Annotated in this window: 21 protein-coding genes and 1 other annotated feature; of the genes, 11 read left to right on the top strand and 10 right to left on the bottom strand. The window is 55.8% G+C overall.

The genetic code is table 11. The features are described 5' to 3' along the window. Nucleotides 1-14: 14 nt before the first annotated feature. The 3 genes from dnaX to O1721_RS09060 all read right to left on the bottom strand — a co-directional run bounded on the left by dnaX (nucleotide 15) and on the right by O1721_RS09060 (nucleotide 3,112). A complete protein-coding gene (dnaX, locus tag O1721_RS09070) occupies nucleotides 15-1,943 on the bottom strand; it encodes a DNA polymerase III subunit gamma/tau (RefSeq protein WP_017694393.1) in 1,929 nt (642 codons plus the stop codon). Further along, nucleotides 621-685 (bottom strand) — a sequence feature (DnaX frameshifting element). (Overlaps the previous gene by 65 nt.) 88 nt (nucleotides 1,944-2,031) lie before the next feature. Further along, a complete protein-coding gene (apt, locus tag O1721_RS09065; protein WP_000127359.1) occupies nucleotides 2,032-2,583 on the bottom strand; it encodes an adenine phosphoribosyltransferase in 552 nt (183 codons plus the stop codon). A 151-nt stretch (nucleotides 2,584-2,734) separates the two neighbouring features. After that, complete coding sequence (locus O1721_RS09060) at nucleotides 2,735-3,112, bottom strand: DUF454 family protein (protein WP_015571246.1); 378 nt, start codon at nucleotides 3,110-3,112, stop codon at nucleotides 2,735-2,737. Between the two features lie 50 nt (nucleotides 3,113-3,162). Between O1721_RS09060 and priC the strand changes: the two genes are divergently transcribed. Together priC and rsmS are read left to right on the top strand one after the other, a co-directional pair. Continuing rightward, nucleotides 3,163-3,690, top strand: coding sequence for a primosomal replication protein N'' (gene priC / locus O1721_RS09055; protein WP_017383213.1), 528 nt, complete (start codon nucleotides 3,163-3,165; stop codon nucleotides 3,688-3,690). 12 nt (nucleotides 3,691-3,702) lie between these two features. Further along, the gene (gene rsmS, locus O1721_RS09050) at nucleotides 3,703-3,879 is read left to right on the top strand and encodes a pleiotropic regulatory protein RsmS (protein WP_017383212.1); all 177 of its coding nucleotides are present in this window, start codon (nucleotides 3,703-3,705) and stop codon (nucleotides 3,877-3,879) included. Nucleotide 3,880: 1 nt separating this feature from the next. Here the strand turns inward: rsmS and mscK are convergent, their stop codons facing one another. Together mscK and acrR are read right to left on the bottom strand one after the other, a co-directional pair. After that, the gene (mscK, locus tag O1721_RS09045; RefSeq protein ID WP_023296044.1) at nucleotides 3,881-7,228 is read right to left on the bottom strand and encodes a mechanosensitive channel MscK; all 3,348 of its coding nucleotides are present in this window, start codon (nucleotides 7,226-7,228) and stop codon (nucleotides 3,881-3,883) included. A gap of 113 nt (nucleotides 7,229-7,341) precedes the next feature. Next, a complete protein-coding gene (gene acrR / locus O1721_RS09040) occupies nucleotides 7,342-7,995 on the bottom strand; it encodes a multidrug efflux transporter transcriptional repressor AcrR (RefSeq protein WP_015571247.1) in 654 nt (217 codons plus the stop codon). A gap of 141 nt (nucleotides 7,996-8,136) precedes the next feature. Here acrR and acrA point away from each other — a divergent pair, with 141 nt between their 5' ends. The 6 genes from acrA (at nucleotide 8,137) to O1721_RS09010 (ending at nucleotide 14,974) form a co-directional block, all read left to right on the top strand. Beyond that, nucleotides 8,137-9,330: a multidrug efflux RND transporter periplasmic adaptor subunit AcrA gene (gene acrA, locus O1721_RS09035; protein ID WP_017694395.1), complete on the top strand. Its 1,194-nt coding sequence runs from the start codon at nucleotides 8,137-8,139 to the stop codon at nucleotides 9,328-9,330. Between the two features lie 22 nt (nucleotides 9,331-9,352). Next, a complete protein-coding gene (acrB, locus tag O1721_RS09030) occupies nucleotides 9,353-12,499 on the top strand; it encodes a multidrug efflux RND transporter permease subunit AcrB (RefSeq protein WP_015571248.1) in 3,147 nt (1,048 codons plus the stop codon). A gap of 510 nt (nucleotides 12,500-13,009) precedes the next feature. Further along, nucleotides 13,010-13,384 carry an Hha toxicity modulator TomB gene (gene tomB / locus O1721_RS09025; protein ID WP_006809850.1) on the top strand — a complete coding sequence of 125 codons (375 nt, stop codon included), beginning with the start codon at nucleotides 13,010-13,012 and terminating at the stop codon, nucleotides 13,382-13,384. A 27-nt stretch (nucleotides 13,385-13,411) separates the two neighbouring features. Continuing rightward, nucleotides 13,412-13,630, top strand: a complete 219-nt coding sequence (locus O1721_RS09020) for an HHA domain-containing protein (protein WP_015571250.1) — start codon at nucleotides 13,412-13,414, stop codon at nucleotides 13,628-13,630. Between the two features lie 208 nt (nucleotides 13,631-13,838). After that, nucleotides 13,839-14,390 (top strand): maltose O-acetyltransferase, encoded by a 552-nt coding sequence (gene maa / locus O1721_RS09015; protein WP_032647457.1) that lies wholly within the window; start codon nucleotides 13,839-13,841, stop codon nucleotides 14,388-14,390. Between the two features lie 116 nt (nucleotides 14,391-14,506). Beyond that, nucleotides 14,507-14,974, top strand: a complete 468-nt coding sequence (locus tag O1721_RS09010; protein ID WP_015571252.1) for a YlaC family protein — start codon at nucleotides 14,507-14,509, stop codon at nucleotides 14,972-14,974. Here the strand turns inward: O1721_RS09010 and pdxR are convergent. Next, nucleotides 14,946-16,406 carry a MocR-like pyridoxine biosynthesis transcription factor PdxR gene (pdxR, locus tag O1721_RS09005; protein ID WP_032647455.1) on the bottom strand — a complete coding sequence of 487 codons (1,461 nt, stop codon included), beginning with the start codon at nucleotides 16,404-16,406 and terminating at the stop codon, nucleotides 14,946-14,948. The two genes, O1721_RS09010 and pdxR, sit on opposite strands and share 29 nt — an antisense overlap. 101 nt (nucleotides 16,407-16,507) lie before the next feature. Between pdxR and O1721_RS09000 the strand changes: the two genes are divergently transcribed. Further along, entirely contained in the window at nucleotides 16,508-17,218 is a 711-nt protein-coding gene (locus O1721_RS09000) for a GNAT family N-acetyltransferase (RefSeq protein WP_032647453.1), read from the top strand. On the opposite strand, the gene ykgO is transcribed toward O1721_RS09000, so the two are convergent. Both ykgO and O1721_RS08990 read right to left on the bottom strand, forming a co-directional pair. Further along, nucleotides 17,215-17,355: a type B 50S ribosomal protein L36 gene (ykgO, locus tag O1721_RS08995; RefSeq protein ID WP_003859006.1), complete on the bottom strand. Its 141-nt coding sequence runs from the start codon at nucleotides 17,353-17,355 to the stop codon at nucleotides 17,215-17,217. The genes O1721_RS09000 and ykgO overlap by 4 nt on opposite strands. Before the next feature lie 2 nt (nucleotides 17,356-17,357). Next, nucleotides 17,358-17,618 (bottom strand): type B 50S ribosomal protein L31, encoded by a 261-nt coding sequence (locus tag O1721_RS08990; protein ID WP_015571255.1) that lies wholly within the window; start codon nucleotides 17,616-17,618, stop codon nucleotides 17,358-17,360. A 217-nt stretch (nucleotides 17,619-17,835) separates the two neighbouring features. On the opposite strand from O1721_RS08990, the gene O1721_RS08985 reads away from it, so the two are divergent. Further along, nucleotides 17,836-19,404, top strand: a complete 1,569-nt coding sequence (locus O1721_RS08985; protein WP_032647451.1) for an EAL domain-containing protein — start codon at nucleotides 17,836-17,838, stop codon at nucleotides 19,402-19,404. Here the strand turns inward: O1721_RS08985 and O1721_RS08980 are convergent. Beyond that, nucleotides 19,397-19,669, bottom strand: coding sequence for a metal-sensing transcriptional repressor (locus tag O1721_RS08980; protein ID WP_015571258.1), 273 nt, complete (start codon nucleotides 19,667-19,669; stop codon nucleotides 19,397-19,399). The genes O1721_RS08985 and O1721_RS08980 overlap by 8 nt on opposite strands. Nucleotides 19,670-19,803: 134 nt before the next feature. Between O1721_RS08980 and O1721_RS08975 the strand changes: the two genes are divergently transcribed. After that, complete coding sequence (locus tag O1721_RS08975) at nucleotides 19,804-20,619, top strand: nickel/cobalt efflux protein RcnA (protein ID WP_017694400.1); 816 nt, start codon at nucleotides 19,804-19,806, stop codon at nucleotides 20,617-20,619. Nucleotides 20,620-20,654: 35 nt separating this feature from the next. Here O1721_RS08975 and O1721_RS08970 read toward each other — a convergent pair whose 3' ends face one another. After that, entirely contained in the window at nucleotides 20,655-23,744 is a 3,090-nt protein-coding gene (locus O1721_RS08970; RefSeq protein ID WP_032647449.1) for a beta-galactosidase, read from the bottom strand.

Here is a 23,744-nt window from a genome sequence, read left to right as displayed (position 1 = left end):
AGTCAGACTCACGATCAAATGGGGCGAATACTCTCTTCATCCAGATCGGCGTCGAAGAACCGACGCAGGGTCTGGATGTTGTTATCCGCAATTATCGCCTCGCGCGCCTGCGCGAGCTTCTCTTCATAAATGGCCTGACGCCACTCGAGCGGCGTTTTCACCGCCGGATTATCATCTTCAATGATAGTCAATTCAACCGGTACACCCTGTAATGCGGTAAGCGCCTCGGCCAGCGCCTTTTGCGCGCCAGGGGAGTTGAGGTGCCGCTGGCCAGGGCGCAGGTGCAGACGCACCTGATTACCGTCCTGCTCTTTCCAGGCGTTCAGCGCGACCTGCTCCACCAGCTTCGGCAGTTGCAGTTTGCTGACCTCGGCGGCCCAGGCGTCGCGCTCGATGGACTCTTCCGCGAGCTTCGCGGATAGCTCCGGCGTTTTTTCATGCTCCAGCGCCTTTTTCAGCGCTTTTGGCGTGGCGACCACTTCCTTGACCGTTTCAACAACGGTGGTCGCCTTCCAGCGGTATGCCTCTTCTTTCGCCGGGGCTTTTTGCTCGAGCGCGGACGGTGCCGGACGCGACTGCACGCGCTCCGTTACCGAGGCCAGTCGTTCAAGCGCGGCGTTGTTCACCGGCCGCGCTCTTGCAGGCGCTGCCGGTTCACTCTTTTTTGGTTTGGTTGCTCCCTGCGCACGTTGCAACTGGCTTCGTGCGGCAAGCACCGAACTGGTAGCATCCGACAGCGGCACGTTTTGCGGCGGCGGCGATGCCGGTTGCGGTGGCACCTGCTGCGGTGACATTACCGCGGTCGGCGCAACCGGCGCAAAGGACTGCCGGGGCGTTTCCGGCTCCGGCAATGGCTTGCGCGGATGGAAGGCCAGCGCGCGCAGCAGCGTCATTTCAACGCCCATCCGGCGATCCGGTGCAAACGGCAGCTCTTTGCGGCCAATCAGCAGCGTCTGATAATAAAGCTGAACGTCAGCCGGCGGCACGGTGCGCGCAAGTTCACGCATCCGCTGTTCAATGGTCGCCATGTCCGCGCCAATGGCCGACGGAGACAGTTGCAGCATCGCCACGCGGTGCAGCAGGCTGAGCATCTCGACAAGCAGCGCTTCCCACTCAATGCCACGGGCAGCGGCGTCGTTGACGAGCGCCATCACTCGCTCACCGTTGGCGGCAATCATCGCTTCAATAAGCGACAGCGCCTGATCGTCATCCAGCGTGCCGAGCATGGTACTGACCGCGTCGGTGGAGAGTTTACCGTCACCGCTGGCAATCGCCTGGTCGGTCAGGCTCAGCGCATCGCGCAGGCTGCCGTCCGCGGCACGGGCCAGCAGTTGCAGCGCACGCGGCTCGTGGACAATGTTCTCTTCATCGAGGATATGCTCAAGCTGAGCGCGGATCTGCTCAACGTCGAGCGCCTTCAGGTGGAATTGCAGGCAGCGCGAGAGGATCGTGACCGGCAGCTTTTGCGGATCGGTGGTCGCCAGCAGGAATTTGACATGCGCAGGCGGCTCTTCCAGCGTTTTCAGCAGGGCGTTGAAGCTGTGGCGCGACAGCATGTGCACTTCATCGATCAGATAGACCTTGAAGCGGCCGCGCGCCGGGGCGTACTGCACGTTGTCGAGCAGATCGCGGGTATCTTCCACTTTGGTGCGCGAGGCGGCGTCGATCTCAATCAGATCGACAAAACGCCCCTGCTCGATCTCACGACAGTTGTCGCACACGCCGCACGGGGTGGCGGTGATCCCGGTTTCGCAGTTCAGACCTTTTGCCAGCAGACGGGCAATAGAGGTTTTACCGACGCCGCGGGTGCCGGAAAAAAGATAGGCGTGATGGATGCGACCTAGCGACAAGCCGTTCGCCAGGGCCGTCAGCACATGTTCCTGACCGACAACGTCAGCAAAGGTTTGTGGTCGCCATTTACGGGCTAACACCTGATAACTCATGGGCAGGCTCTGCAACGCTGGAAGGTGAATTAATGGAGGGGAATGCTATCACAACCTCACCCATTGAGCGAGGTTGTGAGATACGGGATTAATGTCCCGGGAATGGCACCAGGCTGTAGCTGGTAATACCCTGTTTTTCCAGGCGCTGCTCTCCGCCGAGATCGAACAGGTTGATGATGAATGCCGCGTCGGTCACTTCCCCGCCCAGACGACGGATCAGCTTCACGGTCGCTTCGATGGTGCCGCCGGTTGCCAGCAGATCGTCCACCACCAGCACTTTGTCGCCTGGCTTGATGGCATCAACGTGAATTTCCAGCTGATCGGTGCCGTATTCCAGCTCATAGCTCTCAGCAATGGTTTCACGCGGCAGTTTGCGCGGCTTACGCACCGGCACAAAACCCACGCCCATCGCCAGCGCAACCGGTGCGCCAAACAGGAAGCCACGGGCTTCAGTACCTACTACTTTGGTGATCCCGGCGTTTTTATAACGCTCAACCAGCAGTTCAATGCTGAGGGCGTACGCTTTCGGGTCTTCCAGCAAGCTGGTGACATCGCGGAAAAGAATGCCAGGTTTTGGATAGTCCTGGATACTTTTGATGCTATTTTTCAGATATTCAAGCTGCTGTGCAGTTGCGGTCATCGGTTTGTGCCTAAATGAAACAGTGTTACTCACGGCGCGCGACGAGTCGGTCAAAGTAACAGTTGTTTAACCTTTGACCAGGCGCACCTGTGCTCGAAAACGGTCGAATTTACTGGCTGTGCGCCATAATTGCAACCGCCATGATGAGGCTTCAGTGCTTTTGTTGCTTTTCATCAACCACGGGGATCCGCCACATAAAGATCAGCAGGCAAACCAGGATCGCCAGCAGCAGAATGCGCACCCACATCATTTTCACCAGCCATAACGAGACGGCGAAGGTGATCAGGATGAAGGCAATGGCGCGCGGCTTAGCCCCGGGCGGCATGGCCCGGTGTTTTTGCCAGTGCCGCAGGTAGCCGCCAAACCACGAGCGGTACAGAAGCCAGTGGTGAAAACGCGGCGACGAGCGGGCGAAGCACCAGGCGGCCAACAGGATAAACGGGGTGGTCGGCAGCAAGGGTAAAACCACACCCAGCGTGCCCAGCACTACCGCGAGCCAGCCAATGATGATTAAAATAGTACGCTGCATAATGCGAATCGTTATCAAACTGAACGGCTACTTTACCACTGGAGAGCGCCTTGAAAACAGCACTGCTTCTTGAGAGGCTGCAAAATCAGCTGATCGCGCTGCGGGCGCAGGCCACGCCGTTGATGGGCCACGCCACGCTGAAACCGCGCTTTGACCGACAGCTCTTCCGCACCCGCAGCACCGTCATTGAGGATTATCTTGCTGAAGCGCAGACCAATCTCGACGAGCTTCGTCACGCGGTTGAGAGTGAACAGCAGGAACAGGTCGCGTGGCTTGCGGAGCATCTTACCGAGCAGATCACCGCCCTGCACCGGGAAATCGCCGCCTGGCCGTTACGGGCGTGGGACAGCGCCTCGCCGGGACTCGGAAAATGGCAGCGCAAGCGGCTGGAGAACCAGGAGTTTGAGCGCCGTCTGTTTGAGATGAAGCGCGAGCGCGAAGCCCGCCTGAATACCAGCGAAACGCTGGAAGAGCAGCAGTTATTAATGCGTGAAATCAGCGCGCTGGAAGGCCGCATCGTCCGCTGCCGTCAGGCGCTGGATGAGATTGAACGCGTCATTGAACGCCTGACCCGTTAACAGGAGCCACTGATGTCACTGGAAAATGCCCCCGACGAGGTCAAGCTGGCCGTCGATTTAATTATGCTGCTGGAAAATCACGAGATCCCGGCGGAGACGGTGCTGAAAGCGCTGGAGATTGTGCGACGAGATTTTGAGGGAAAACTTCCCCCTCACCCTACCCTCTCCCCAGAGGAGAGAGGGAAATAGATTAGGCGGGAGTAGGGTCGTCCCCCTTAATCTCGCGCTTCACTTCCGTATGCTCATCGCCTTTCTCGTTGCGCAGATGAACCTCAAGCTGGTTAAAGGCGATATTAATATCGTTTTCACGACACAGACGGTCAATGGTGCGGTTCAGCTCATCGACGGTGTAGCTGCGATCGCGCAGTTCGCGTACGTACAGGCGCAGCTCATGATCCAAAGTGCTCGGCCCGAAGGTGGTGAAGAATACCGCTGGCGCAGGATCGTGCATCACTTTTGGATGGTCAGCTGCCGCCTTCAGCAGTACCTCTTTCACCTTGTCCAGATCCGAGCCATAGGCCACCCCGAGTCGGATCACCACGCGAGTGGTGGTATCCGAGAGCGACCAGTTGATCAGACGCTCGGTCACAAACGCTTTGTTCGGGATGATCACCTCTTTACGATCGAAGTCGGTAATGGTGGTCGCACGAATGCGGATCTTGCTGACGGTCCCGGAGAAAGTACCGATGGTGACGGTATCGCCGATACGCACCGGACGTTCGAACAGGATAATCAGGCCAGAGACAAAGTTACCGAAGATCTCCTGCAAGCCGAAGCCCAGACCCACCGACAACGCCGCCGCCAGCCACTGGAGTTTATCCCACGAGACGCCCAGCGAGCCGAATACCGTCATCGCCCCGACAATAATAATGACATAGTTCAGGATGGTGGTAATGGCGTACGACGCCCCCTGACGCAGGTTCAGCCTTGAGAGCACCAGCACTTCCAGCAGACCCGGCAGGTTGCGGATCAACGCCCAGGCAACCACTGACGACACCAGCGCAAAGAGCAGGCTGCCCATGGTGACGCTTTTCATTACCGCAGCGCCCGCTTCGGTACCGTTGTATTGCCAGAGCGTGATACTGTCGAGGTAGGCGAAGACGGTAATTAAATCAGACCAGATGGCCCAGAACATCACCGCAAACAGGGCGATCATCACCAGCATGGTAATACGCATCGTTTGCTGGTTAACCTGCTCCAGAGCAATGGTCGGCTCTTCCTGCGGCTCTGCCCCTTCAGCCCCCTCTTTCACCTGATGCTGCCGACGGGCAACAGCACGACGATAAGCAATGCGGCGCGCCGCCACGCTCAAACCACGCAGCACGGTCTGGAACAGCAGGTTCCATACAATCACCAGATAAACCGTTTCGATCCAGCGACCGGACAGACGCAGCGTGGTATAGAAGTAACCCGTCGCCGTCAGCACCATCAGCGCCAGAGGAATGATCGCCAGTACCGTTACGGTAGCCAGACGAAGATTGTGGGACTCTTTATCCCGCCAGCTGTCGCGGCACATTGGCCACATCAGAACGGCAATCAGCAGCAGGTTCAGCATAATCACCAGTTGCCCCAGCACGTCATCCATCAGGTGCAGCGGGGAAAGCTCCGCCACAACTGACCAGAAGTGCAGCGGCAGCAGCGCGAGGCTGATGCGCACAATCTGGCGACGCCAGTGGCTGGTGAGTTTTTCCGGCATGTTGAAGTGGCGGACGGCGACGCCATCTTTTTCCAGCACTTTCCAGCACAGACCAAACACCAGCCAGAACAGCGCCAGCTTCTTGCTGAACGCCCACAGCAGATCGCTGATATTCAGCTGCATGGTCAGCAGGATCAGGCCCACGGCGAGTATCAACAGGCAGACCGGCAGAGCACGGATCAGATCGATCAGGATCGCTTTCGGGGTGTGCAGTTGGCTGTCGTTACGCAGTTGCCCCACTTCCGAGGCCAGCTTCGCCTGGTACTGTTTCAGCCATTTCAAACGCCAGCGTATGACGCCAGCGATGAGCAGCAAAGGCAGCCCCGTCAGGAAGGCGATCATCACCGCAGGCCAGGCTTTCTCCCAGTTCACGGTAATTTTCATGCTTTTGATCTGGGATTTCAGCGTTTCCGGGAAAGATTTAAACCAGTCCCAGTCCATGGGTTTATTGCTGTTCACCCAGAAAATCTGCTGGGTCAGGATCTCCTGGAGGCTTTTAGAAACGCTCACCAGCTGCTGCTGGTTGATTTGCAGGTTAATCGCCATCATCAGCTGGTTGCCCAGCTGCTTGTTAAGCTGATCGAGCAATTCGCGGCGCATGTCCACCACCTGCAACAGCGCGTCGTGAACTTCAGCATTCACTTCACCTGAATGGCCCTCTTCCACTTTGGCAACGAAGGTATCGCTCTGAAATAGCGCATCGCGCTGCTGGTTAACGTCAAACTGTTCAAGACGCAAATCCGCAATGCGGTTGGTCATGTCTTCCAGCTCGTCGGCGGAAGGCAGCGTCTGCTGTTGCTGGTAGAGAATGCGCGACAGCAGCAGGCTGCCCTTCAGGACGGCAATCTGCTCCTTGACGTTGCGCTCGGCCTGCAAAGCGCGATCCAGCCAGTTTTTGACCTTAATATTCTGCTGCACCAGCGCGCTGCCGCTTTCAGTCGCCTGAATCAGACGCTCGCTCAGCTGGTGGTTAATCTCCAGCTCCTGCTTCACCAGCGGGTTGGCCTGAATACGGGCCGTCTCGTCTGGCGAAACCGCTTCCTGCGCCGTTTTTTCAGTCAGCGTCAGGCGCTTGCTGTTCACCGCTTCCTGCAACAGCTGAAGCTGATGCTCAAGCCGGTTGATATTCGCGGTCACGTAGTCACGCTGTTTTTGCAGCGCATCCTGTAGCACCGTGTTGCCTTCCAGGCTCTTACGCTGCTGTTCAATCTCCGCGTTTAGCAGCGTCTGCTGGATGTTCAGCAGCGTTTGCTGGGTGGGACGAAGCGCCCCTTCCCCCACGGTGATGCCATTCAGACGGTTACGTATCTGCTGTAGCTGTTGCGACGCCGAGTACATGGCGTTCTGCACACGCTCAGGCTGGGTTTGCAGCGAAACCAGCTGGCTGTTGTAGGTTGAGAGATCGGATTGCGCCGTTTGCAGATCGTCCAGCAGCTGCGCCACGCGCGACTCAAGCTGGCGCAACGACAGCGTGGCAAGCGTTTTTCGGGTTTCATCGTCGTTATCGACGTCGCTGAGCGCACTCAGCGCCTCCGTTGCCTTACGCATGTTCTCCGGCGCCTGAGCGACCTTCTGCCGTAGCTGGGCCGTTTCGGCTTTGATGCGATCGATCTTGTCCAGCGTTTCCAGGGTTTCCGTCAGATCCTGCTGAACGAGTTTTTCCTGGGCGGAGAGATCTTTTTGCTTATTCAGGGTGTCGAGTTGCGACTGAACATCAGCACGCGTGGGAATGTCACTGCCGTTGTCTGCACGGGCCCATGAAAGCGGCGCGGCTGCAAAGTAAAACAGCAGGATCAAAAACAGGGCCAGAACAGGATGTTGCGAGCGATTGATGTGCAGCATAGTTGTGAATGTGATGTGAGAAATGACCGGAAATAGTCGGGCATGAAGGATATCACGCCCGGCTGAAGCAGAATAGTACGACGGAAAGGGTCTACGATTTTTCCCATGCCCGATCAGGCAGAGCGCGGGCTAAGTTTACTTTGAAGGGTCGGACAGAGCTGGCACATCTCAAGAAAAATTTCGACGTAGCTGCGCGCCTCTGATCTGAGATCGAACGACTCCGGAGCAAAAAGCCAGTTTTCCATCAGGCCGGAAATATAGCTGCGCATCAGGATCGCCGCCCGGCGGGTGAGTAATGTGGCAGGAAGCATTTTGGCCTGCATGCACTCCGTGAGGACCTGTTCGATGCGATCGTAGCTTTCCAGACACAGGTCGCGCTGCGCCTGTTGAACCACCGCCATTTCACCAACGAACTCACATTTATGGAAGATGATTTCCATCATCAGACGACGACGCTCTTCAACAACCGTCGCTTCAAGGATATATACTAGAATTTCTCTTAACACTGAGAGTGGATCGTGAGGGAATTTTGCCCGATACTCACTCTCAAGATCGCTAATGCTGGACTCTGAAAGCTCCCAGATTTCACCAAACAGATCGGACTTGTCTTTGAAATGCCAGTAAATCGCTCCCCGCGTGACGCCCGCGGCCTGAGCAATCTGTGCCAGCGAGGTTGCCGAAACACCCTGCTGTGAGAACAAACGCATTGCCACATCCAGAATGTGTTGTCGGGTTTCCAGCGCTTGTTGTTTGGTTTTTCGTGCCATACGTTGATGAATTTACAGGAGTCAGATTTACATACATTTATGAATGTATGTACCATAGCATGACGATAATATAAACGCAGCAATGGGTTTTTAGACTCAGGACCCTTGATCAATTTGAAATCGGACACTCGAGGTTTACATATGAACAAAAACAGAGGGTTAACGCCTCTGGCGGTCGTTCTGATGCTCTCAGGCAGCTTAGCGCTTACAGGATGTGACGACAAACAGGCTCAACAAGGAGCTCAGCAGGTGCCAGAAGTTGGCGTCGTGACGCTCAAATCCGAACCTCTCCAGATGACAACAGAACTACCGGGCCGCACCAGCGCCTACCGCATTGCGGAAGTGCGTCCGCAGGTGAGCGGTATCATCCTGAAACGTAACTTCACCGAAGGCGGTGATGTCAAGGCAGGCGAGTCTCTGTATCAGATTGATCCAGCAACCTATCAGGCGTCTTATGAGAGCGCTAAGGGCGATCTGGCTAAAGCCGAAGCGGCAGCCAAAATCTCGCAGCTGACGTTGAATCGTTACAAGAAACTGCTCGGCACGCAGTACATCAGCCAACAGGATTACGATTCTGCCCTGGCCGATGCACAGCAAGCCAACGCAGCCGTTGTGGCGGCGAAAGCGGCGGTAGAAACCGCGCGTATTAACCTGGCCTACACCAAAGTGACCTCCCCTATCAGCGGTCGCATTGGTAAATCAGCCGTCACCGAAGGTGCGCTGGTGCAGAACGGTCAAACCAACGCGCTGGCCACCGTGCAGCAGCTCGACCCGATCTACGTTGACGTCACCCAGTCTAGCAACGATTTCCTGCGTCTCAAACAGGAGCTGGCTAACGGCACCCTGAAACAGGAAAACGGTAAAGCCAAAGTGGAACTGGTTACCAACGACGGTATCAAGTTCTCACAGACTGGCACACTGGAATTTTCTGATGTGACCGTCGATCAGACCACCGGCTCTATCACCATCCGGGCCATTTTCCCCAATCCGGATAAAACCCTGCTGCCCGGTATGTTCGTACGCGCCCGTCTTGAGGAAGGGACTAACCCAAGCGCCATTCTGGTTCCTCAGCAAGGTGTGACCCGTACGCCACGCGGTGATGCGAGCGCACTGGTTGTGGGTGCCGATAACAAAGTCGAAACACGCAATATCACTGCAACGCAGGCGATTGGCGACAAGTGGCTGGTAACGGAAGGTCTGAAAGATGGCGATCGCGTAATTATTACTGGTTTGCAAAAAGTTCGTCCTGGTGCGCAGGTCAAAGCTCAGGAAGTGAAATCTGACGACAAACAACAAGCGTCGGCCGCTGGCCAGTCAGAACAAACCAAGTCTTAACTTAAACAGGAGCCGTTAAGACATGCCTAATTTCTTTATCGATCGCCCCATATTTGCGTGGGTGATCGCCATAATCATCATGCTGGCCGGGGGACTTGCGATCCTGAAGCTGCCTGTCGCGCAATATCCAACGATTGCGCCGCCGGCAGTGACGATCTCCGCAACCTATCCGGGCGCTGATGCCAAAACGGTGCAGGATACCGTTACGCAGGTTATCGAACAGAACATGAACGGTATCGATAACCTGATGTACATGTCCTCAAACAGTGACTCAACCGGTACGGTTCAGATCACCCTGACCTTTGAATCCGGTACGGATGCGGACATTGCACAGGTTCAGGTGCAGAACAAATTGCAGCTGGCGATGCCTCTGCTGCCGCAGGAAGTACAACAGCAGGGCGTGAGCGTCGAGAAATCGTCCAGTAGCTTCCTGATGGTTGTCGGCGTGATCAACACCAACGGCACCATGACGCAGGAGGATATTTCCGACTACGTGGGCGCCAACATGAAGGACGCCATCAGCCGTACGTCTGGTGTGGGTGACGTTCAGCTGTTCGGTTCCCAGTACGCGATGCGTATCTGGATGGATCCGAATAAACTGAACAACTTCCAGCTGACGCCGGTTGACGTGATCAGCGCAATTAAAGCGCAGAACGCCCAGGTTGCCGCCGGTCAGTTGGGTGGTACACCGCCGGTGAAAGGCCAGCAGCTTAACGCGTCGATCATCGCGCAAACGCGTCTGACCTCCGCCGATGAGTTCAGCAAAATTCTGCTGAAGGTGAATCAGGACGGTTCGCAGGTTCGCCTGCGTGACGTGGCGAAGGTTGAGCTGGGCGGTGAGAACTACGACATCATTGCGAAGTTCAACGGTAAACCGGCTTCCGGTCTGGGTATCAAACTGGCGACGGGCGCGAACGCCCTGGACACCGCGACGGCTATCCGTGCAGAACTGAAGAAGATGGAACCGTTCTTCCCGTCAGGTCTGAAAATCGTTTATCCGTATGACACCACGCCATTCGTTAAAATTTCGATTCACGAAGTGGTGAAAACCCTGGTTGAGGCGATCATTCTCGTCTTCCTGGTGATGTACTTGTTCCTGCAAAACTTCCGCGCAACGCTGATCCCAACCATCGCCGTGCCGGTTGTACTGCTCGGGACCTTCGCGGTGCTGGCGATATTTGGCTACTCGATAAACACCCTGACGATGTTCGGGATGGTGCTCGCCATCGGCCTGCTGGTGGATGACGCCATCGTGGTGGTCGAAAACGTCGAGCGTGTCATGGCGGAAGAAGGCCTGCCGCCGAAGGAAGCAACCCGTAAATCAATGGGCCAGATCCAGGGCGCGCTGGTCGGTATCGCGATGGTACTGTCTGCGGTATTTATCCCGATGGCCTTCTTTGGTGGCTCTACCGGTGCGATTTACCGTCAGTTCTCCATCACCATTGTTTCGGCGATGGCGCTGTCGGTACTGGTTGCACTGATCCTGACGCCAGCCCTGTGCGCGACGATGCTGAAGCCGATTCAGAAAGGCGGTCACGGCGAGCATAAAGGCTTCTTCGGCTGGTTCAACCGCATGTTTGATAAGAGTACGCACCACTACACCGACAGCGTGGGTAACATCCTGCGCAGCACCGGTCGTTACCTGCTGCTCTATATCATCATCGTGGTGGGCATGGCTTTCCTGTTCGTTCGTCTGCCAAGCTCGTTCCTGCCAGATGAAGACCAGGGCGTGTTCCTGAGTATGGCGCAGCTTCCGGCCGGTGCGACGCAAGAGCGTACGCAAAAGGTGCTGGATGAAATGACCGACTACTTCCTGACCAAAGAGAAAGACAACGTCGAATCCGTGTTTGCGGTTAACGGCTTTGGCTTCGCGGGTCGTGGTCAGAACACCGGTATCGCCTTCGTTTCTCTGAAAGACTGGTCTGAACGTCCGGGCGCAGAGAACAAGGTAGAAGCCATTACCGGCCGCGCGATGGGCACCTTCTCACAGATTAAAGATGCGATGGTCTTCGCCTTTAACCTGCCAGCGATTGTTGAACTGGGTACGGCGACCGGCTTCGACTTCCAGCTGATTGACCAGGGCGGTCTGGGCCACGAAAAACTGACTCAGGCGCGTAACCAGCTGTTTGGCGAGGTGGCAAAACACCCTGACCTGCTGGTGGGCGTACGTCCTAACGGTCTGGAAGATACGCCGCAGTACAAGATCGATATCGACCAGGAAAAAGCGCAGGCGCTGGGTGTTTCCATCAGCGACATTAATACCACGCTGGGTGCAGCCTGGGGTGGCAGCTACGTCAACGACTTCATCGACCGTGGTCGCGTGAAGAAAGTCTACGTGATGTCCGAAGCGCAATACCGTATGCTGCCGAACGATATCAACAACTGGTATGTTCGCGGCAGCGATGGCCAGATGGTGCCGTTCTCCGCCTTCTCAACCTCGCGCTGGGAATACGGTTCACCGCGTCTGGAGCGTTATAACGGCTTGCCATCGATGGAAATCCTCGGTCAGGCAGCCCCGGGCCGAAGCACCGGTGAAGCCATGAACCTGATGGAAGAACTGGCCAGCAAACTGCCTGCGGGTGTCGGCTACGACTGGACCGGCATGTCCTATCAGGAACGTCTGTCCGGTAACCAGGCCCCTGCCCTGTACGCCATTTCACTGATTGTGGTGTTCCTGTGTCTGGCGGCATTGTATGAGAGCTGGTCGATTCCATTCTCCGTTATGCTGGTGGTTCCGCTGGGGGTTATCGGTGCGCTGCTTGCCGCAACGTTCCGTGGGCTGACCAACGACGTTTACTTCCAGGTGGGCCTGCTGACAACCATTGGCTTGTCGGCGAAGAACGCGATACTAATCGTGGAATTCGCCAAAGATCTGATGGAGAAAGAAGGAAAAGGCCTGATTGAAGCAACGCTGGAAGCCGTTCGTATGCGTTTGCGTCCAATCCTGATGACGTCCCTGGCATTTATCCTCGGCGTTATGCCGCTGGTTATCAGCTCCGGCGCGGGCTCCGGCGCACAGAACGCAGTAGGTACCGGCGTAATGGGTGGGATGGTAACCGCGACCGTTCTTGCGATCTTCTTCGTACCGGTGTTCTTCGTGGTGGTTCGCCGCCGCTTCAGCCGTAAGAATGAAGACGTTGAGCACAATCATTCGGTAGAACATCACTGATACCGGTTTCACATGATAAAAAGGCCGCATTTGCGGCCTTTTTCTTTTTCAGAAAAAATCATAAAATAGACCTATTGCCTTTCTATTTATTTTCCTCCTTTTTAATAAGGCCTATCATAATAGGCCGATAACTTACACCAGGAACTCAGCATTCTTTTATTATCATTTCGTGACGTAAATTATTCGGACTATTCCTAAGCAATGGAAAATATCTGAAGATATCTGGTTTCGGACTTCACATGAAACTTTGCGCTAACTCAATGAATTCTAAGGAACCGATAAAAATCGTCTTTTTTATTGATTAACGCGTTCGCTGCAAAAGGTAGATTTGCGTAAAGGCTCGAACAGTAACGATTTAATTGTAATTTTTCGTAATAGCGCGGTGAAATCTTGATCAGAGTGGCTTATAGTTAGAGTTATCAGGAACACAGCTCCCGTGTGGCTAAGCAAGTTGTATCCATCCCGACATGATGTTCGGTGAGTAAAAAATCACTCAGAAGGGGATGCGCTATGGACGAGTACTCGCCAAAAAGGCATGATATCGCGCAGTTGAAATTTCTCTGCGAATCCTTGTACCATGACTGCCTTGCCAATCTTGAAGAAAGTAACCATGGCTGGGTGAACGATCCAACGTCTGCTATCAATTTACAGCTCAACGAGCTGATCGAGCATATCGCCACCTTCGCACTTAATTATAAAATTAAGTACAATGAAGATAATAAGTTGATAGAGCAAATTGATGAATACCTGGACGACACCTTTATGTTGTTCAGCAGCTACGGCATTAACGCACAGGATTTGCAGAAATGGCGTAAATCAGGAAACCGTCTATTTCGCTGCTTCACTAATGTCAGCAGAGCTAATCCGGTTAGTCTTTCCTGTTAAAATTATTACAATTACTAAGGTGAATTTATGTCTGATAAACCATTAACAAAAGTCGATTATTTGATGCGCCTGCGACGCTGCCAGTCAATTGACACCCTTGAACGAGTTATTGAGAAAAATAAATACGAGCTGTCTGATAATGAACTGGCGGTATTTTATTCAGCTGCCGACCATCGTCTTGCTGAGCTGACCATGAATAAACTGTATGACAAGATCCCCTCTTCGGTGTGGAAATTTGTTCGTTAATCGTTGAAGAGAGACTGTAAAGGCATTACGCCCGTTGTTAAGCTGAATTTACCTTTCGAATTACGCTTCAAATGCAAACGCCAGGTTCCCGTATAAAACGTATTTATGCGCAAGAATGTTGTGACTCCCGTCACAGCCACTTTTAGGGAACGTTCCCTTTCTGGTTAATCCTCTTTACGCTGCGTAAAACGATTCCAGAGAGGTTCCCATGAGTGAAGAAAAACAGAAGATGATTGCAGGTGAATATTACTGCCCTGGCGATGACACGCTGAGGGCTGACCGTTTACGCGCGCGTCATCTTGTTCACCGCTATAACCATACCGCCCCCGATGAGAAGGCCGAACGTCGCGCCTTATTAGCTGACCTGCTGGGTCAAAGCGAAGGTGCCTATATAGAGCCAAGCTTCCGCTGCGACTACGGGTATAACATCTATCTGGGCAACAATTTTTACGCTAACTTCGATTGCGTCATGCTGGACGTCTGCCCTGTCCGCATTGGCGATAACTGTATGCTTGCGCCGGGAGTGCACATTTATACGGCCACGCATCCTCTGGATGCGACCGAACGTAACAGCGGGCTGGAGTACGGTAAACCGGTCACCATTGGTGATAATGTCTGGATCGGCGGACGCGCGGTGATTAATCCAGGCGTGACCATTGGCGATAATGCGGTTATCGCTTCCGGCGCGGTAGTGACCAAAGACGTGCCGGCCAATGCGGTAGTGGGCGGGAATCCGGCGAAAATCATTAAAATGATCTAAGCGCATCCTGAGTAACTGTTATGCTTTTTCCTGGCATAACTGTTACTTTCATCGCATAAACCCCTCTCATAAAATAGGCAGATCACCTGTATTTTTAACAATCATAAAGGCAAAAAATGACAGAGATACAGCGCCTGCTTACCGCCACCATCGACGATCTCAATACCCGCGAAAAGCGCGACAATCGCCCGCGCTTTAGCATCAGCTTTATTCGCAAACACCCCGGATTGTTCGTCGCCATGTACGCCGCCTGGCTGGCAACGCTTATCGTCATGCTGAAGTCTGAAACACTGGTCGATTCCGTCTGGCTACTGGTTGTGCTGTTCGTGGTGTTTAACGCGTTTTTCTTTTTCGACGTCAATCCGCGTTACCGGTATGAAGATATCGACGTACTCGATTTCCGCGTGTGCTACAACGGGGAGTGGTACAACACGCGCTACGTGCCGAAGGAGCTGATCGACAGCATCCTGCACTCGCCGGCCGTCGAAGCCGGGCAAAAAGAGAAGTTGCAGAAAATGGTCATCACTAAGGGCCAGCTCTCTTTTTATGATGTCTTTACCCTTTCCCGCCCCACTGCTGTGTAATGAGCGCCTGAAGACGTCGGATACCCGGCGCAAACTGCGAAGCAGAGGTATTACCGTAACCTAAAACCAGACCGGTTTGCCCCTGCTTCGTCTCAAGGTAATACCCGCTCAGCGCAGCGGGTGCCAGCTGAAACGCTCTCGCCTGCTCCACCAGCCGCTGGTCGTCGATACCGTCAATTGCCAGCGTCAGATGCATTCCCCCTTCCCCGGCAAGAACACGGTGCGGCGTATGAAGCTCTGCGCTCAGCACCTCCCGCAGCTGGCGGTAACGCTTACGATAAAGGCGGCGCATGGCGGCAAGATGTCGTGCATAGTGGCCTTCCTCAATAAACAGCGCCAGGGTGCGCTGTTCAGCGCGATGCCCGCCGCGCAGCAGCGAGCCGATGGCCGGACGCGCCGCCTTCGCCAGCGCTGGCGGTAACACCATGAACCCCATCCGGAGCGATGGAAACAGCGTTTTGCTGAACGTCCCCAGATACACAACGGGCGCATTGTTGACCATTCCCAGCATCGCCGGGACGGGCTCACCGGTATAACGAAATTCGCTGTCGTAATCATCCTCAATGATCCACGCGCTGTGCTGCCGGGCCAGTTCCAGCAGCGCCAGACGCCGCCGCGCGCTGAGCACGCTTCCGCAAGGGAACTGATGCGATGGCGAGGTAAAAATCAGCGTGGGTGAAGGCGCAGACAGCCCTTCCCAGCACATCCCCTCGTCATCCACCGGTATGCCTGTCATCGCCAGGCCGGTTTTGACAAAAGCGCTTTTGGCGCCGCTATAGCCGGGATTTTCCACCCAGGCGACATCCCCCGGCTCGCTTAACAGCATCGTGCAGAGATTGACGCCCTCCAGCGCCCCTTCGGTTATCACTATCTGGCTGGCATCGCAGTCAATGCCGCGGGAGAGCGCAAGATGGCGGGCAATGGCGGCCCGCAGCGTCGGCTCGCCGGCCGGGTCGCCATACCCTAACAGGGCGCTTCCCTCCTCGCGCAGGACGCGATCGTACAACCGCCGCCACAGCGGCAAGGGGAAATAGTTGATGGCAGGCGTTCCCGGCGTAAACGCCATCACCGGAGTGTCGCGCGGCACAGGCGCGGGCAGCAGGGCGACACGTTTTGTCAGCCTGACGTCCGGGTCCGGTAATGTCCGGGCAATCGTCCGAGGAGCGAATTGCCCCACCCGCGTACCCTGGCGGCTACGCAGCAAATAACCTTCGAGCGTGAGCTGGTCCAGCGCCGCGTTGACGGTATTTCGGGACACAGAGATCTGCTGCGCCAGCGTTCGTGAGCCGGGCAAATGGCTGCCGGATCGAAGCCTTCCGCACAGTATGGCCTCCCGCAAAGCAAGATAGAGCGCACGCTGGAGCGTCTCTTCCCCACGTTTTTTCAGCGCAGCATGGAGCAAGGTGTAAAGCTCATCACCCGGTATATTCATCATTCCTCCTCGTGGTACCAGAAAAACATAGCCTGATGGTTCTTTTTAAGGAACCAGCAATTCATTAATCTGGAGATCTTTTCAATTTGACGGGAATAAAGATGAATACATTCAATGAGTTTAGACAACCTGTAGGCGAAAGCCTTTTCGACTGGCAGCCTCGCCCGCACCCGTCCCGGGTGGTACTTCAGGGTCGCTATTGTCGGCTTGAGCCGCTGCGCGTGGAGCATGCCCCGGCGTTGTTCTCTGCGTATTCCCTGGCCGGAGATACCCGAAGCTGGACGTGGCTGCTGCGTGAACCCGATGCCACCGCAGAGGAGTTTGCCGAATGGGTGGCGAGCGTGAGCGAATTAGCCGATCCCATCCACTTTACCGTTATCGATAACCAGACCCAGTCTCCTGTCGGGACGCTGTCCCTGATGCGGATCGATCCTAAAAACGGCGTTGTGGAAGTGGGACATGTTCACTTCTCGTCACTGTTAAGTCGCACGCCCATGTCGACAGAAGCGCAGTATCTGCTGATGCGGTACGTGTTCGATACCCTGGGCTACCGGCGTTATGAATGGAAGTGCAACAGCCTGAACGAACCATCCCGCAAAGCGGCTCTGCGTCTGGGCTTTCAGTTTGAAGGGCGTTTTCGCCAGGCGCTGGTCATTAAAGGCCGAAACCGGGACACCGACTGGTTTTCAATTCTCGACAAAGAGTGGCCAGTGCTGGCGAGCGCGTTTGAAAGCTGGCTTGCCACCGACAATTTTACCGCCGATGGCAAACAGAAAAGCTCCCTGGAAAGCTGGCGAGAGACGCGCGTTTAGCGTCTTTTTTTACGTCCCTGCACCGCCTTAAAGCGCGGGTTAGATTTGCAGATCACGTATAAGCGTCCCTTGCGTTTGACTATCTGGCAATCCGGGTGACGCTGTTTTGCACTGCGCAATGAGTTCAGCACCTGCATGATTAGCCTCGCTTCGCATCAAGAAAGCCACCAAAACGCTTGCGGAAGCGTGCCGCGCTGCCATCCGTCGAGAAGGTCTTCTGCTTCCCGGTATAAAACGGATGTGATTTAGAGGAGACATCAAGGGTAACGTAGGGATACGTTTTCCCCTCCAGCTCAATTTCACGGTCTGTCTTAATTGTTGAGCCGACTTTAAAGTATTCATTAGCCGTGGTGTCGTGAAACACAACGGTGCGATAGGTTGGATGGATATTCGGTTTCATCTCTGGCCTTCATGTATTGTTATAACATAACAAAATACTATCTGAGCTTTGCTGCAAAAACAACCCCTGTCACGCACAGCCTGTTTTTGAAAGGTTGATTCAGATACCTGCCTGAGACTGTCACATGCTATAACTATATCATTTAGCGATAAAAAACTTTTTCTTCTGGCGCGCAAACTCCAGGCCCAAGGTGGGCATATGGAAAGGATAAAGCAGCATGCGAACCCGACATCTGGTCAGCCTGGTAACAGGCATACTGATCTTCTCTGTGCTGGTCCCTGTGTGCCTCAGTATCTGGCTGGCGCATCGTCAGGCAGAGGATAAATTTGTGGACGCTCTGGACAGCTATGCCTCGCGCGTCCTGATCCGTACCGACAGAGTCGTTGCGCAGGCAAAACAGGCGCTCACGCACCTACAGACATTCCACGCCCCACCCTGCACTCCCCCGCATTTACGCGAAATGCGTCGGGTTGAATTCTCATGGCGCTATATTCAGGAAGTGATGTATATCGATAACCTGAAGCCGCTCTGCTCATCCCTTGAACAATCCAGTAATACGGCGATCTTACCGCCCCCGATGCGGATCACCGCAGACGGGTATAGCGCGTGGCACACCTCGCAAAACGACCTCGGCATTCACCGCTATATGGCCGTTCTGGGGAAAGGACATTATCTGGTGATGGTTGATCCTGCCTCGCTTGTGGATGTTGTCCCGTTTGGTGAAATTTCGATGGATGCCGCCCTGGTGGGCAGTGAAACCCATCGGATATTTGCCAGAAGCAATATTGTCGACCCGTATATTCTTTCTGTCGTTAAGGAGCAGCAGGACGTTACGCGCGTACAATACAACGGCTCGATGTACGTGTTGAAACCTGTACCCGAACTGGGGTTTACGGTGATCGCGTGGGCGTCGTTAAAACCGCTGGCGGAATCCTGGCACCAGCAGCTGATCATCTGGCTACCGGCTGGCATCTTGCTAAGCCTGGCTGCTGCCCTTATTGTCCTGCGCATCCTCCGCCGTTTGTTATCCCCGCGTAACCGCCTGATCGACGCAATCAACAACCGGGAGATCGAGGTTTACTATCAGCCCATCGTGGCGCTGTGCAGTGGAAAACTGGTGGGTGCTGAAGCGCTGATGCGCTGGCCGCAGCCAGATGGCAGTCACCTGTCGCCCAATCTCTTTGTGCCGCTGGCTGAGCAGACGGGGCTTATTTCAACGCTGACGCAGCTGGTGGTGAATAAGGTGTTTGAGGATTTAGGCGCCTGGCTGCATCATCATCCGGAACTGCACATTTCTGTCAACCTTGCGCCATCGGATTTAACGTCCCCCGAGCTGCCTCGCCAGCTGAGTCAGTTGCTCAACAAATGGGGCGTCCACCCGCGCCAGATCGCCCTTGAATTAACCGAGCGCGGCTTTGCCGATCCCGCCGTCAGCGTGCCTGCCATCGCTGCGTTTCGCCGCGCCGGGCACGCTATCTACATTGATGATTTTGGTACGGGTTACTCCAGCCTGAGCTATTTGCAGGATCTGGATGTCGATACCCTGAAGATTGATAAATCCTTTGTGGATGCGCTGGAGTACAAGAACGTGACTCCCCACATCATCGAAATGGCCAAATCGCTTAAACTGGCGATGGTCGCAGAAGGCATTGAAACTGAAGGGCAGATTGAATGGTTGCATCGCCACGGCGTGCAGTACGGCCAGGGCTGGTATTTCAGCAAGGCGCTGCCTAAAGAGGATTTCATTCTCTGGGCCGGGCACAACCTGGAGAAGCACATTACTTAAGGTACGATTTGATCACCTGCATTACGACCCCGAGATCGGCTTCGCGCTGCGCTTCCTCTGGCTCTTTCACCACGTGATCGGTTAAATGTCCCTCAATCACTTGCATCATCATGCCGTTTACCGCGCCCCTGATCGCCGCCAGCTGCTGTAACACCTCGGCGCATTCATGATCGCTGTTGAGCATTTTTTCCAGCGCAGCGCTCTGCCCCTGAATTTTTTTCAAACGGGTCAATAACTTCTTTTTATCACGAACCGTGTGTGACATCGCTTAGCTCCTCTTTGGTGGCGTAAAAAGCATATCACGCTCTACTCCCCCTGGGTATTTTTCTACTGGGGGGTAGTATTATACTACTGGGGGGGAGTAGTATTCGCGACATGTTTTCCACCCCGGAATGTTCAATGAACGATTTTTCTTCTCTTCTTCAGCAGGGCAACGCCTGGCTGTTTGTCCCCAGCGCCATCCTGCTTGGCGCGCTCCACGGCCTCGAGCCAGGCCATTCAAAAACAATGATGGCGGCTTTCATTGTGGCGATCCGCGGTACGCTGAAACAGGCTGTGTTGCTTGGGTTGTCCGCAACGCTGTCTCATACGGCGGTCGTCTGGATCATTGCGATGGCGGGATTATGGTTTGGTCGGGGATGGGATGCAGATACTTCTGAGCCCTGGTTTCAGTTGATTTCCGGGGTTCTGATCGTGTTGATCGCCCTGTGGATGGCGTGGCGAACCTGGCATGAGAGCCAGCCGCATCACCACCATGATGATCATCATCACCATCATGATCATCACGACCACGCGCATCATCACGACCACACGTCTCCTCTGGTTGAAGAGGAGTGGCAGGATGCCCATCAGCGCGCACACGCCCAGGACATTAACCGACGCTTCAACGGTAAAGAGGTCACCACCGGGCAAATCGCGCTATTCGGCCTGACCGGTGGGCTTATCCCCTGTCCGGCCTCCATTACGGTGCTGCTGATCTGCCTGCAACTGAAACATTTCGCGCTCGGCGCCACGCTGGTGTTCAGTTTCAGTATCGGACTGGCGCTCACTCTCGTCGCCTCTGGCGCAATTGCCGCATTAAGCATGAAACATGCGGCGAAGCGCTGGCCCGGCTTTAGCGCCTTTTCGCGCAAGGCGCCGTGGATCTCAGCGGCACTGATCGCGGTAGTCGGGATTTATATGAGCATTCACGGCGCAAGCGGGATCCTGAGATAAGCATTGCGGCCACGGCAGTGGCCGCACGTGTCGGCTCAGCCGTTCTGCTGCCAGCTAAACGTGTAGCGCAGCCGGCGGTTTTGCAGAATGAAGGCCGGGGCTACGCTCGGGCTCCATGAGTCGTCCCCCCCTACGCCCATGTGAAACGCATCAAGATTCAACCAGCAGCCAGCCTCTTCCCGCAGCAAATGCTGATGCGTTGTCTCATGCAGCTGCCGCTGGCTATAACGGCTCAGGGAGAAATGGAACTGTCCCTGCAACTGATGGGAGCCAAACGTCAGCTCGCGGGTGTCGCAGCGCAAACCGTTCTCCGTCGGGAAGATATACGGCGTCTGCATCTCTTCCAGCGGTAACGCCCAGCGCCCCTGCTGCGCCGCCAGTTTTCTGTCCGGATAGTTCTCCAGCGGGCCTAGCCCCAGCCAGCGCACCGTTTCCGGGATATCCGCCAGCATAACGCTCAGGCCCACGCGAGCGGGCTCAGGAATGTCAGACGCCACCGTCACCTGCACATCACCGTGCAGCACCCCGTGGTCATCAATCCGCCAGAGCTTGCAGCTGATAAACAGCGCTTTACCCTGATGCTCCCACACGTGCTGCGTGGTCACCACCACCTCACGGGCATGCTGCTCCGCTTCACACTGGAGGAGGCGCGCGGACATCCCATACATCCCTGCCGCTTTCCAGCGTTCCACCCACGCGTTCGGATCGATGCGGGTCGCCTCGCTGACGCCAATGTCATTGTCCAGCGGCGCGCGGGTGAAGTTATCCGTTAGCGGGGAACGGAGCGTTTCAGCGCCCTCGTTCCACCACTGGGCCAGGTTTCCGGTGAGACGGCTGAACTGCCAGCGCTGCTGCTGATGAGTAATGTCCAGCGCCTCGTCCTGCACCGTTAGCTGCGGAGGGGTTCCGCCTGCTTTCGGTGGCGCAAGGTACAGCGGAGCCGGGAGTGGCCACTGATCCCAGGCACAACGGTGGCCGGGCGGCGACCACGGCGTGGCCTGCGGCTGAACGATCTCCACGTTGAGCCAGACCTCGCCCGGCTCAGCATCAAGCTCAGGCAGCGGGATCTCAACGCGCTGCGTCTCCTGAGGCGCAATAGAAAGGGGTGTTTCGCCGGAAGCCAATACCGCACCGTCACGCGCCACTGACCATCGCAGATGCTCGTTGTCAGTATGACGGAACAGATAATCGCTCTGGATATCGACGACCAGCGGAACGGTGCTCACCAGCGTAAAGGTAAAGAACTGCTGGGCACGCTGCGCCTCGTAAAGGGCGGGGTGCGGAGTGCGATCGGGAAACACCAGCCCGTTGAGGCAGAACTGACGGTCGTTGGGCTTATCGCCAAAATCGCCGCCGTAGGCCCAGAATGCCGTGCCGTCTTCCGCTTTTTTCGTCAGCGCCTGATCGACCCAGTCCCAGACAAATCCGCCCTGCAACCGGGGATGGCTGCGGAATGCCTGCCAGTAGCTGGCAAAGCCGCCAAAGCTGTTGCCCATCGCGTGAGCATACTCGCACAGGATCAGCGGACGGGTTTCGTCCGGCATGCCGATCCACTTTTTAATCGACCACTTTGGCACCGCCGGGAATGGCTGATCCTGATCGACGCGGGCATACATCGGGCAGACAATATCGGTAGCGGCCGTACTGGCGCCACCGCCTTCGTACTGCACCGGCCGCGTGGGATCGGCGGTTTTCAGCCAGCGGTACAGCGCATCGTGATTCGCCCCATGCCCGGACTCATTCCCCAGGGACCAGATGATGATGGACGGATGATTCCGGTCCCGCTGCACCATACGCGTTACGCGTTCGCTCATGGCAGGCAACCAGCGCGGATCGTCCGCCAGGCGGCTCATCGGCACCATGCCGTGGGTTTCAATATTCGCCTCATCGACCACGTACAGGCCGTAGCGATCGCAAAGCGTGTACCACAGAGGATGGTTCGGATAATGCGAGCAGCGCACGGCGTTGAAGTTATGCTGCTTCATCAGTTCGATGTCGCGGCGCATGGTCGCCTCATCCATCACCTGCCCCTTCTCAGGATGATGTTCGTGACGGTTCACGCCGCGGATCAGCAGCGGTTTGCCGTTAAGCTTCAGCAGGCCGTTGCTGATTTCGACGCGTCTGAAACCGACATCGCAGGCTTCAGTCTCCAGCACGTTACCCTGCGCATCCCGAAGCGACATTGTCAGCCGATAGCATTCCGGTGTTTCAGCGCTCCACAGCGCGGGAGCGTTCACGGGGATCGCCACCGTGAGCCGTTCTGCCCAACTGCCGCGTTCGTCCACGATGGCCGATCCGGGCTGCTGCGTGGTTTGCGCGCAGGCTTCGCCGTTACGCCACAGGGTAAACGCCACCTCGCATTCGGCGTAGCGTGAGCCTTCCAGCGCAACGTCAACCCGGAGTATCGCCCGATCGCATTCGGCATTCAGATCGGTCACGATCTGATAATCGGCAATTCGCGTTTCCGGCTTGTGCAGCAGCGAGACGTCACGGAAAATGCCGCTCATCCGCCACATGTCCTGATCTTCCAGGTAGCTTCCGTCGCACCAGCGTAACACCATCACCGCCAGGCGGTTCTGCCCCGGTCGCAGCACCGCGCTGAGATCGAACTCCGCAGGCAGACGGCTGTCCTGCGAATAGCCCACCCACTGGCCGTTACACCACAGATGAAAAGCTGAATTCGCCCCGTCAAAAATAATGCGGGTTTGCCCGCTGCACAGCCAGGCGTCATCCATATCAAATGTGAGCGAGTAACAACCGGTTGGGTTTTCAGCCGGAACATACGGCGGGTTCACATTTATCGGATAGGTGACGTTGGTATAGATGGGAGTATCAAATCCCTCCATCTGCCAGTTCGACGGCACGGGCATCTCAACGGCGTCAGCCAGATCGTCCGTTAACCATGTCTCGGGAACCTGCTCTGGCGCCGGGAAAAAGCTGAATCGCCAGACGCCATTAAGCAGACGCTTGCTCAGCGAAGGCTTATCCTCGCGGGCGAAGGTATCATCGCGCCAGCTATGAAAAGGCGCGTGTGCGGCCAGACGATTCCACTGCGTCACGCCCGGGTTTTCCCAGTCACGACGCGCCAGCAGTGCGCTGAGGGTCAGCGGCAATGTAGAAGACAT

The organism is Enterobacter cloacae complex sp. HYC033_NIDB (assembly GCF_056673335.1).
Note: the sequence above shows the minus strand (reverse complement) of the source record. Positions and strands in the feature narration are given on the sequence as shown.

Bases quoted from the DNA above. Each gene is read 5' to 3' on its own strand.
- maa (WP_032647457.1), top strand. From the start codon at position 13,839: ATGAGTGAAGAAAAACAGAAGATGATTGCAGGTGAATATTACTGCCCT.
- pdxR (WP_032647455.1), bottom strand. From the start codon at position 16,406: ATGAATATACCGGGTGATGAGCTTTACACCTTGCTCCATGCTGCGCTG.
- O1721_RS08980 (WP_015571258.1), bottom strand. From the start codon at position 19,669: ATGTCACACACGGTTCGTGATAAAAAGAAGTTATTGACCCGTTTGAAA.
- tomB (WP_006809850.1), top strand. From the start codon at position 13,010: ATGGACGAGTACTCGCCAAAAAGGCATGATATCGCGCAGTTGAAATTT.
- rsmS (WP_017383212.1), top strand. From the start codon at position 3,703: ATGTCACTGGAAAATGCCCCCGACGAGGTCAAGCTGGCCGTCGATTTA.
- O1721_RS08990 (WP_015571255.1), bottom strand. From the start codon at position 17,618: ATGAAACCGAATATCCATCCAACCTATCGCACCGTTGTGTTTCACGAC.
- O1721_RS09000 (WP_032647453.1), top strand. From the start codon at position 16,508: ATGAATACATTCAATGAGTTTAGACAACCTGTAGGCGAAAGCCTTTTC.
- acrB (WP_015571248.1), top strand. From the start codon at position 9,353: ATGCCTAATTTCTTTATCGATCGCCCCATATTTGCGTGGGTGATCGCC.
- acrA (WP_017694395.1), top strand. From the start codon at position 8,137: ATGAACAAAAACAGAGGGTTAACGCCTCTGGCGGTCGTTCTGATGCTC.
- O1721_RS09020 (WP_015571250.1), top strand. From the start codon at position 13,412: ATGTCTGATAAACCATTAACAAAAGTCGATTATTTGATGCGCCTGCGA.
- ykgO (WP_003859006.1), bottom strand. From the start codon at position 17,355: ATGCAGGTGCTGAACTCATTGCGCAGTGCAAAACAGCGTCACCCGGAT.
- O1721_RS08970 (WP_032647449.1), bottom strand. From the start codon at position 23,744: ATGTCTTCTACATTGCCGCTGACCCTCAGCGCACTGCTGGCGCGTCGT.
- apt (WP_000127359.1), bottom strand. From the start codon at position 2,583: ATGACCGCAACTGCACAGCAGCTTGAATATCTGAAAAATAGCATCAAA.
- O1721_RS09010 (WP_015571252.1), top strand. From the start codon at position 14,507: ATGACAGAGATACAGCGCCTGCTTACCGCCACCATCGACGATCTCAAT.
- O1721_RS08985 (WP_032647451.1), top strand. From the start codon at position 17,836: ATGCGAACCCGACATCTGGTCAGCCTGGTAACAGGCATACTGATCTTC.
- dnaX (WP_017694393.1), bottom strand. From the start codon at position 1,943: ATGAGTTATCAGGTGTTAGCCCGTAAATGGCGACCACAAACCTTTGCT.
- O1721_RS09060 (WP_015571246.1), bottom strand. From the start codon at position 3,112: ATGCAGCGTACTATTTTAATCATCATTGGCTGGCTCGCGGTAGTGCTG.
- acrR (WP_015571247.1), bottom strand. From the start codon at position 7,995: ATGGCACGAAAAACCAAACAACAAGCGCTGGAAACCCGACAACACATT.
- mscK (WP_023296044.1), bottom strand. From the start codon at position 7,228: ATGCTGCACATCAATCGCTCGCAACATCCTGTTCTGGCCCTGTTTTTG.
- O1721_RS08975 (WP_017694400.1), top strand. From the start codon at position 19,804: ATGAACGATTTTTCTTCTCTTCTTCAGCAGGGCAACGCCTGGCTGTTT.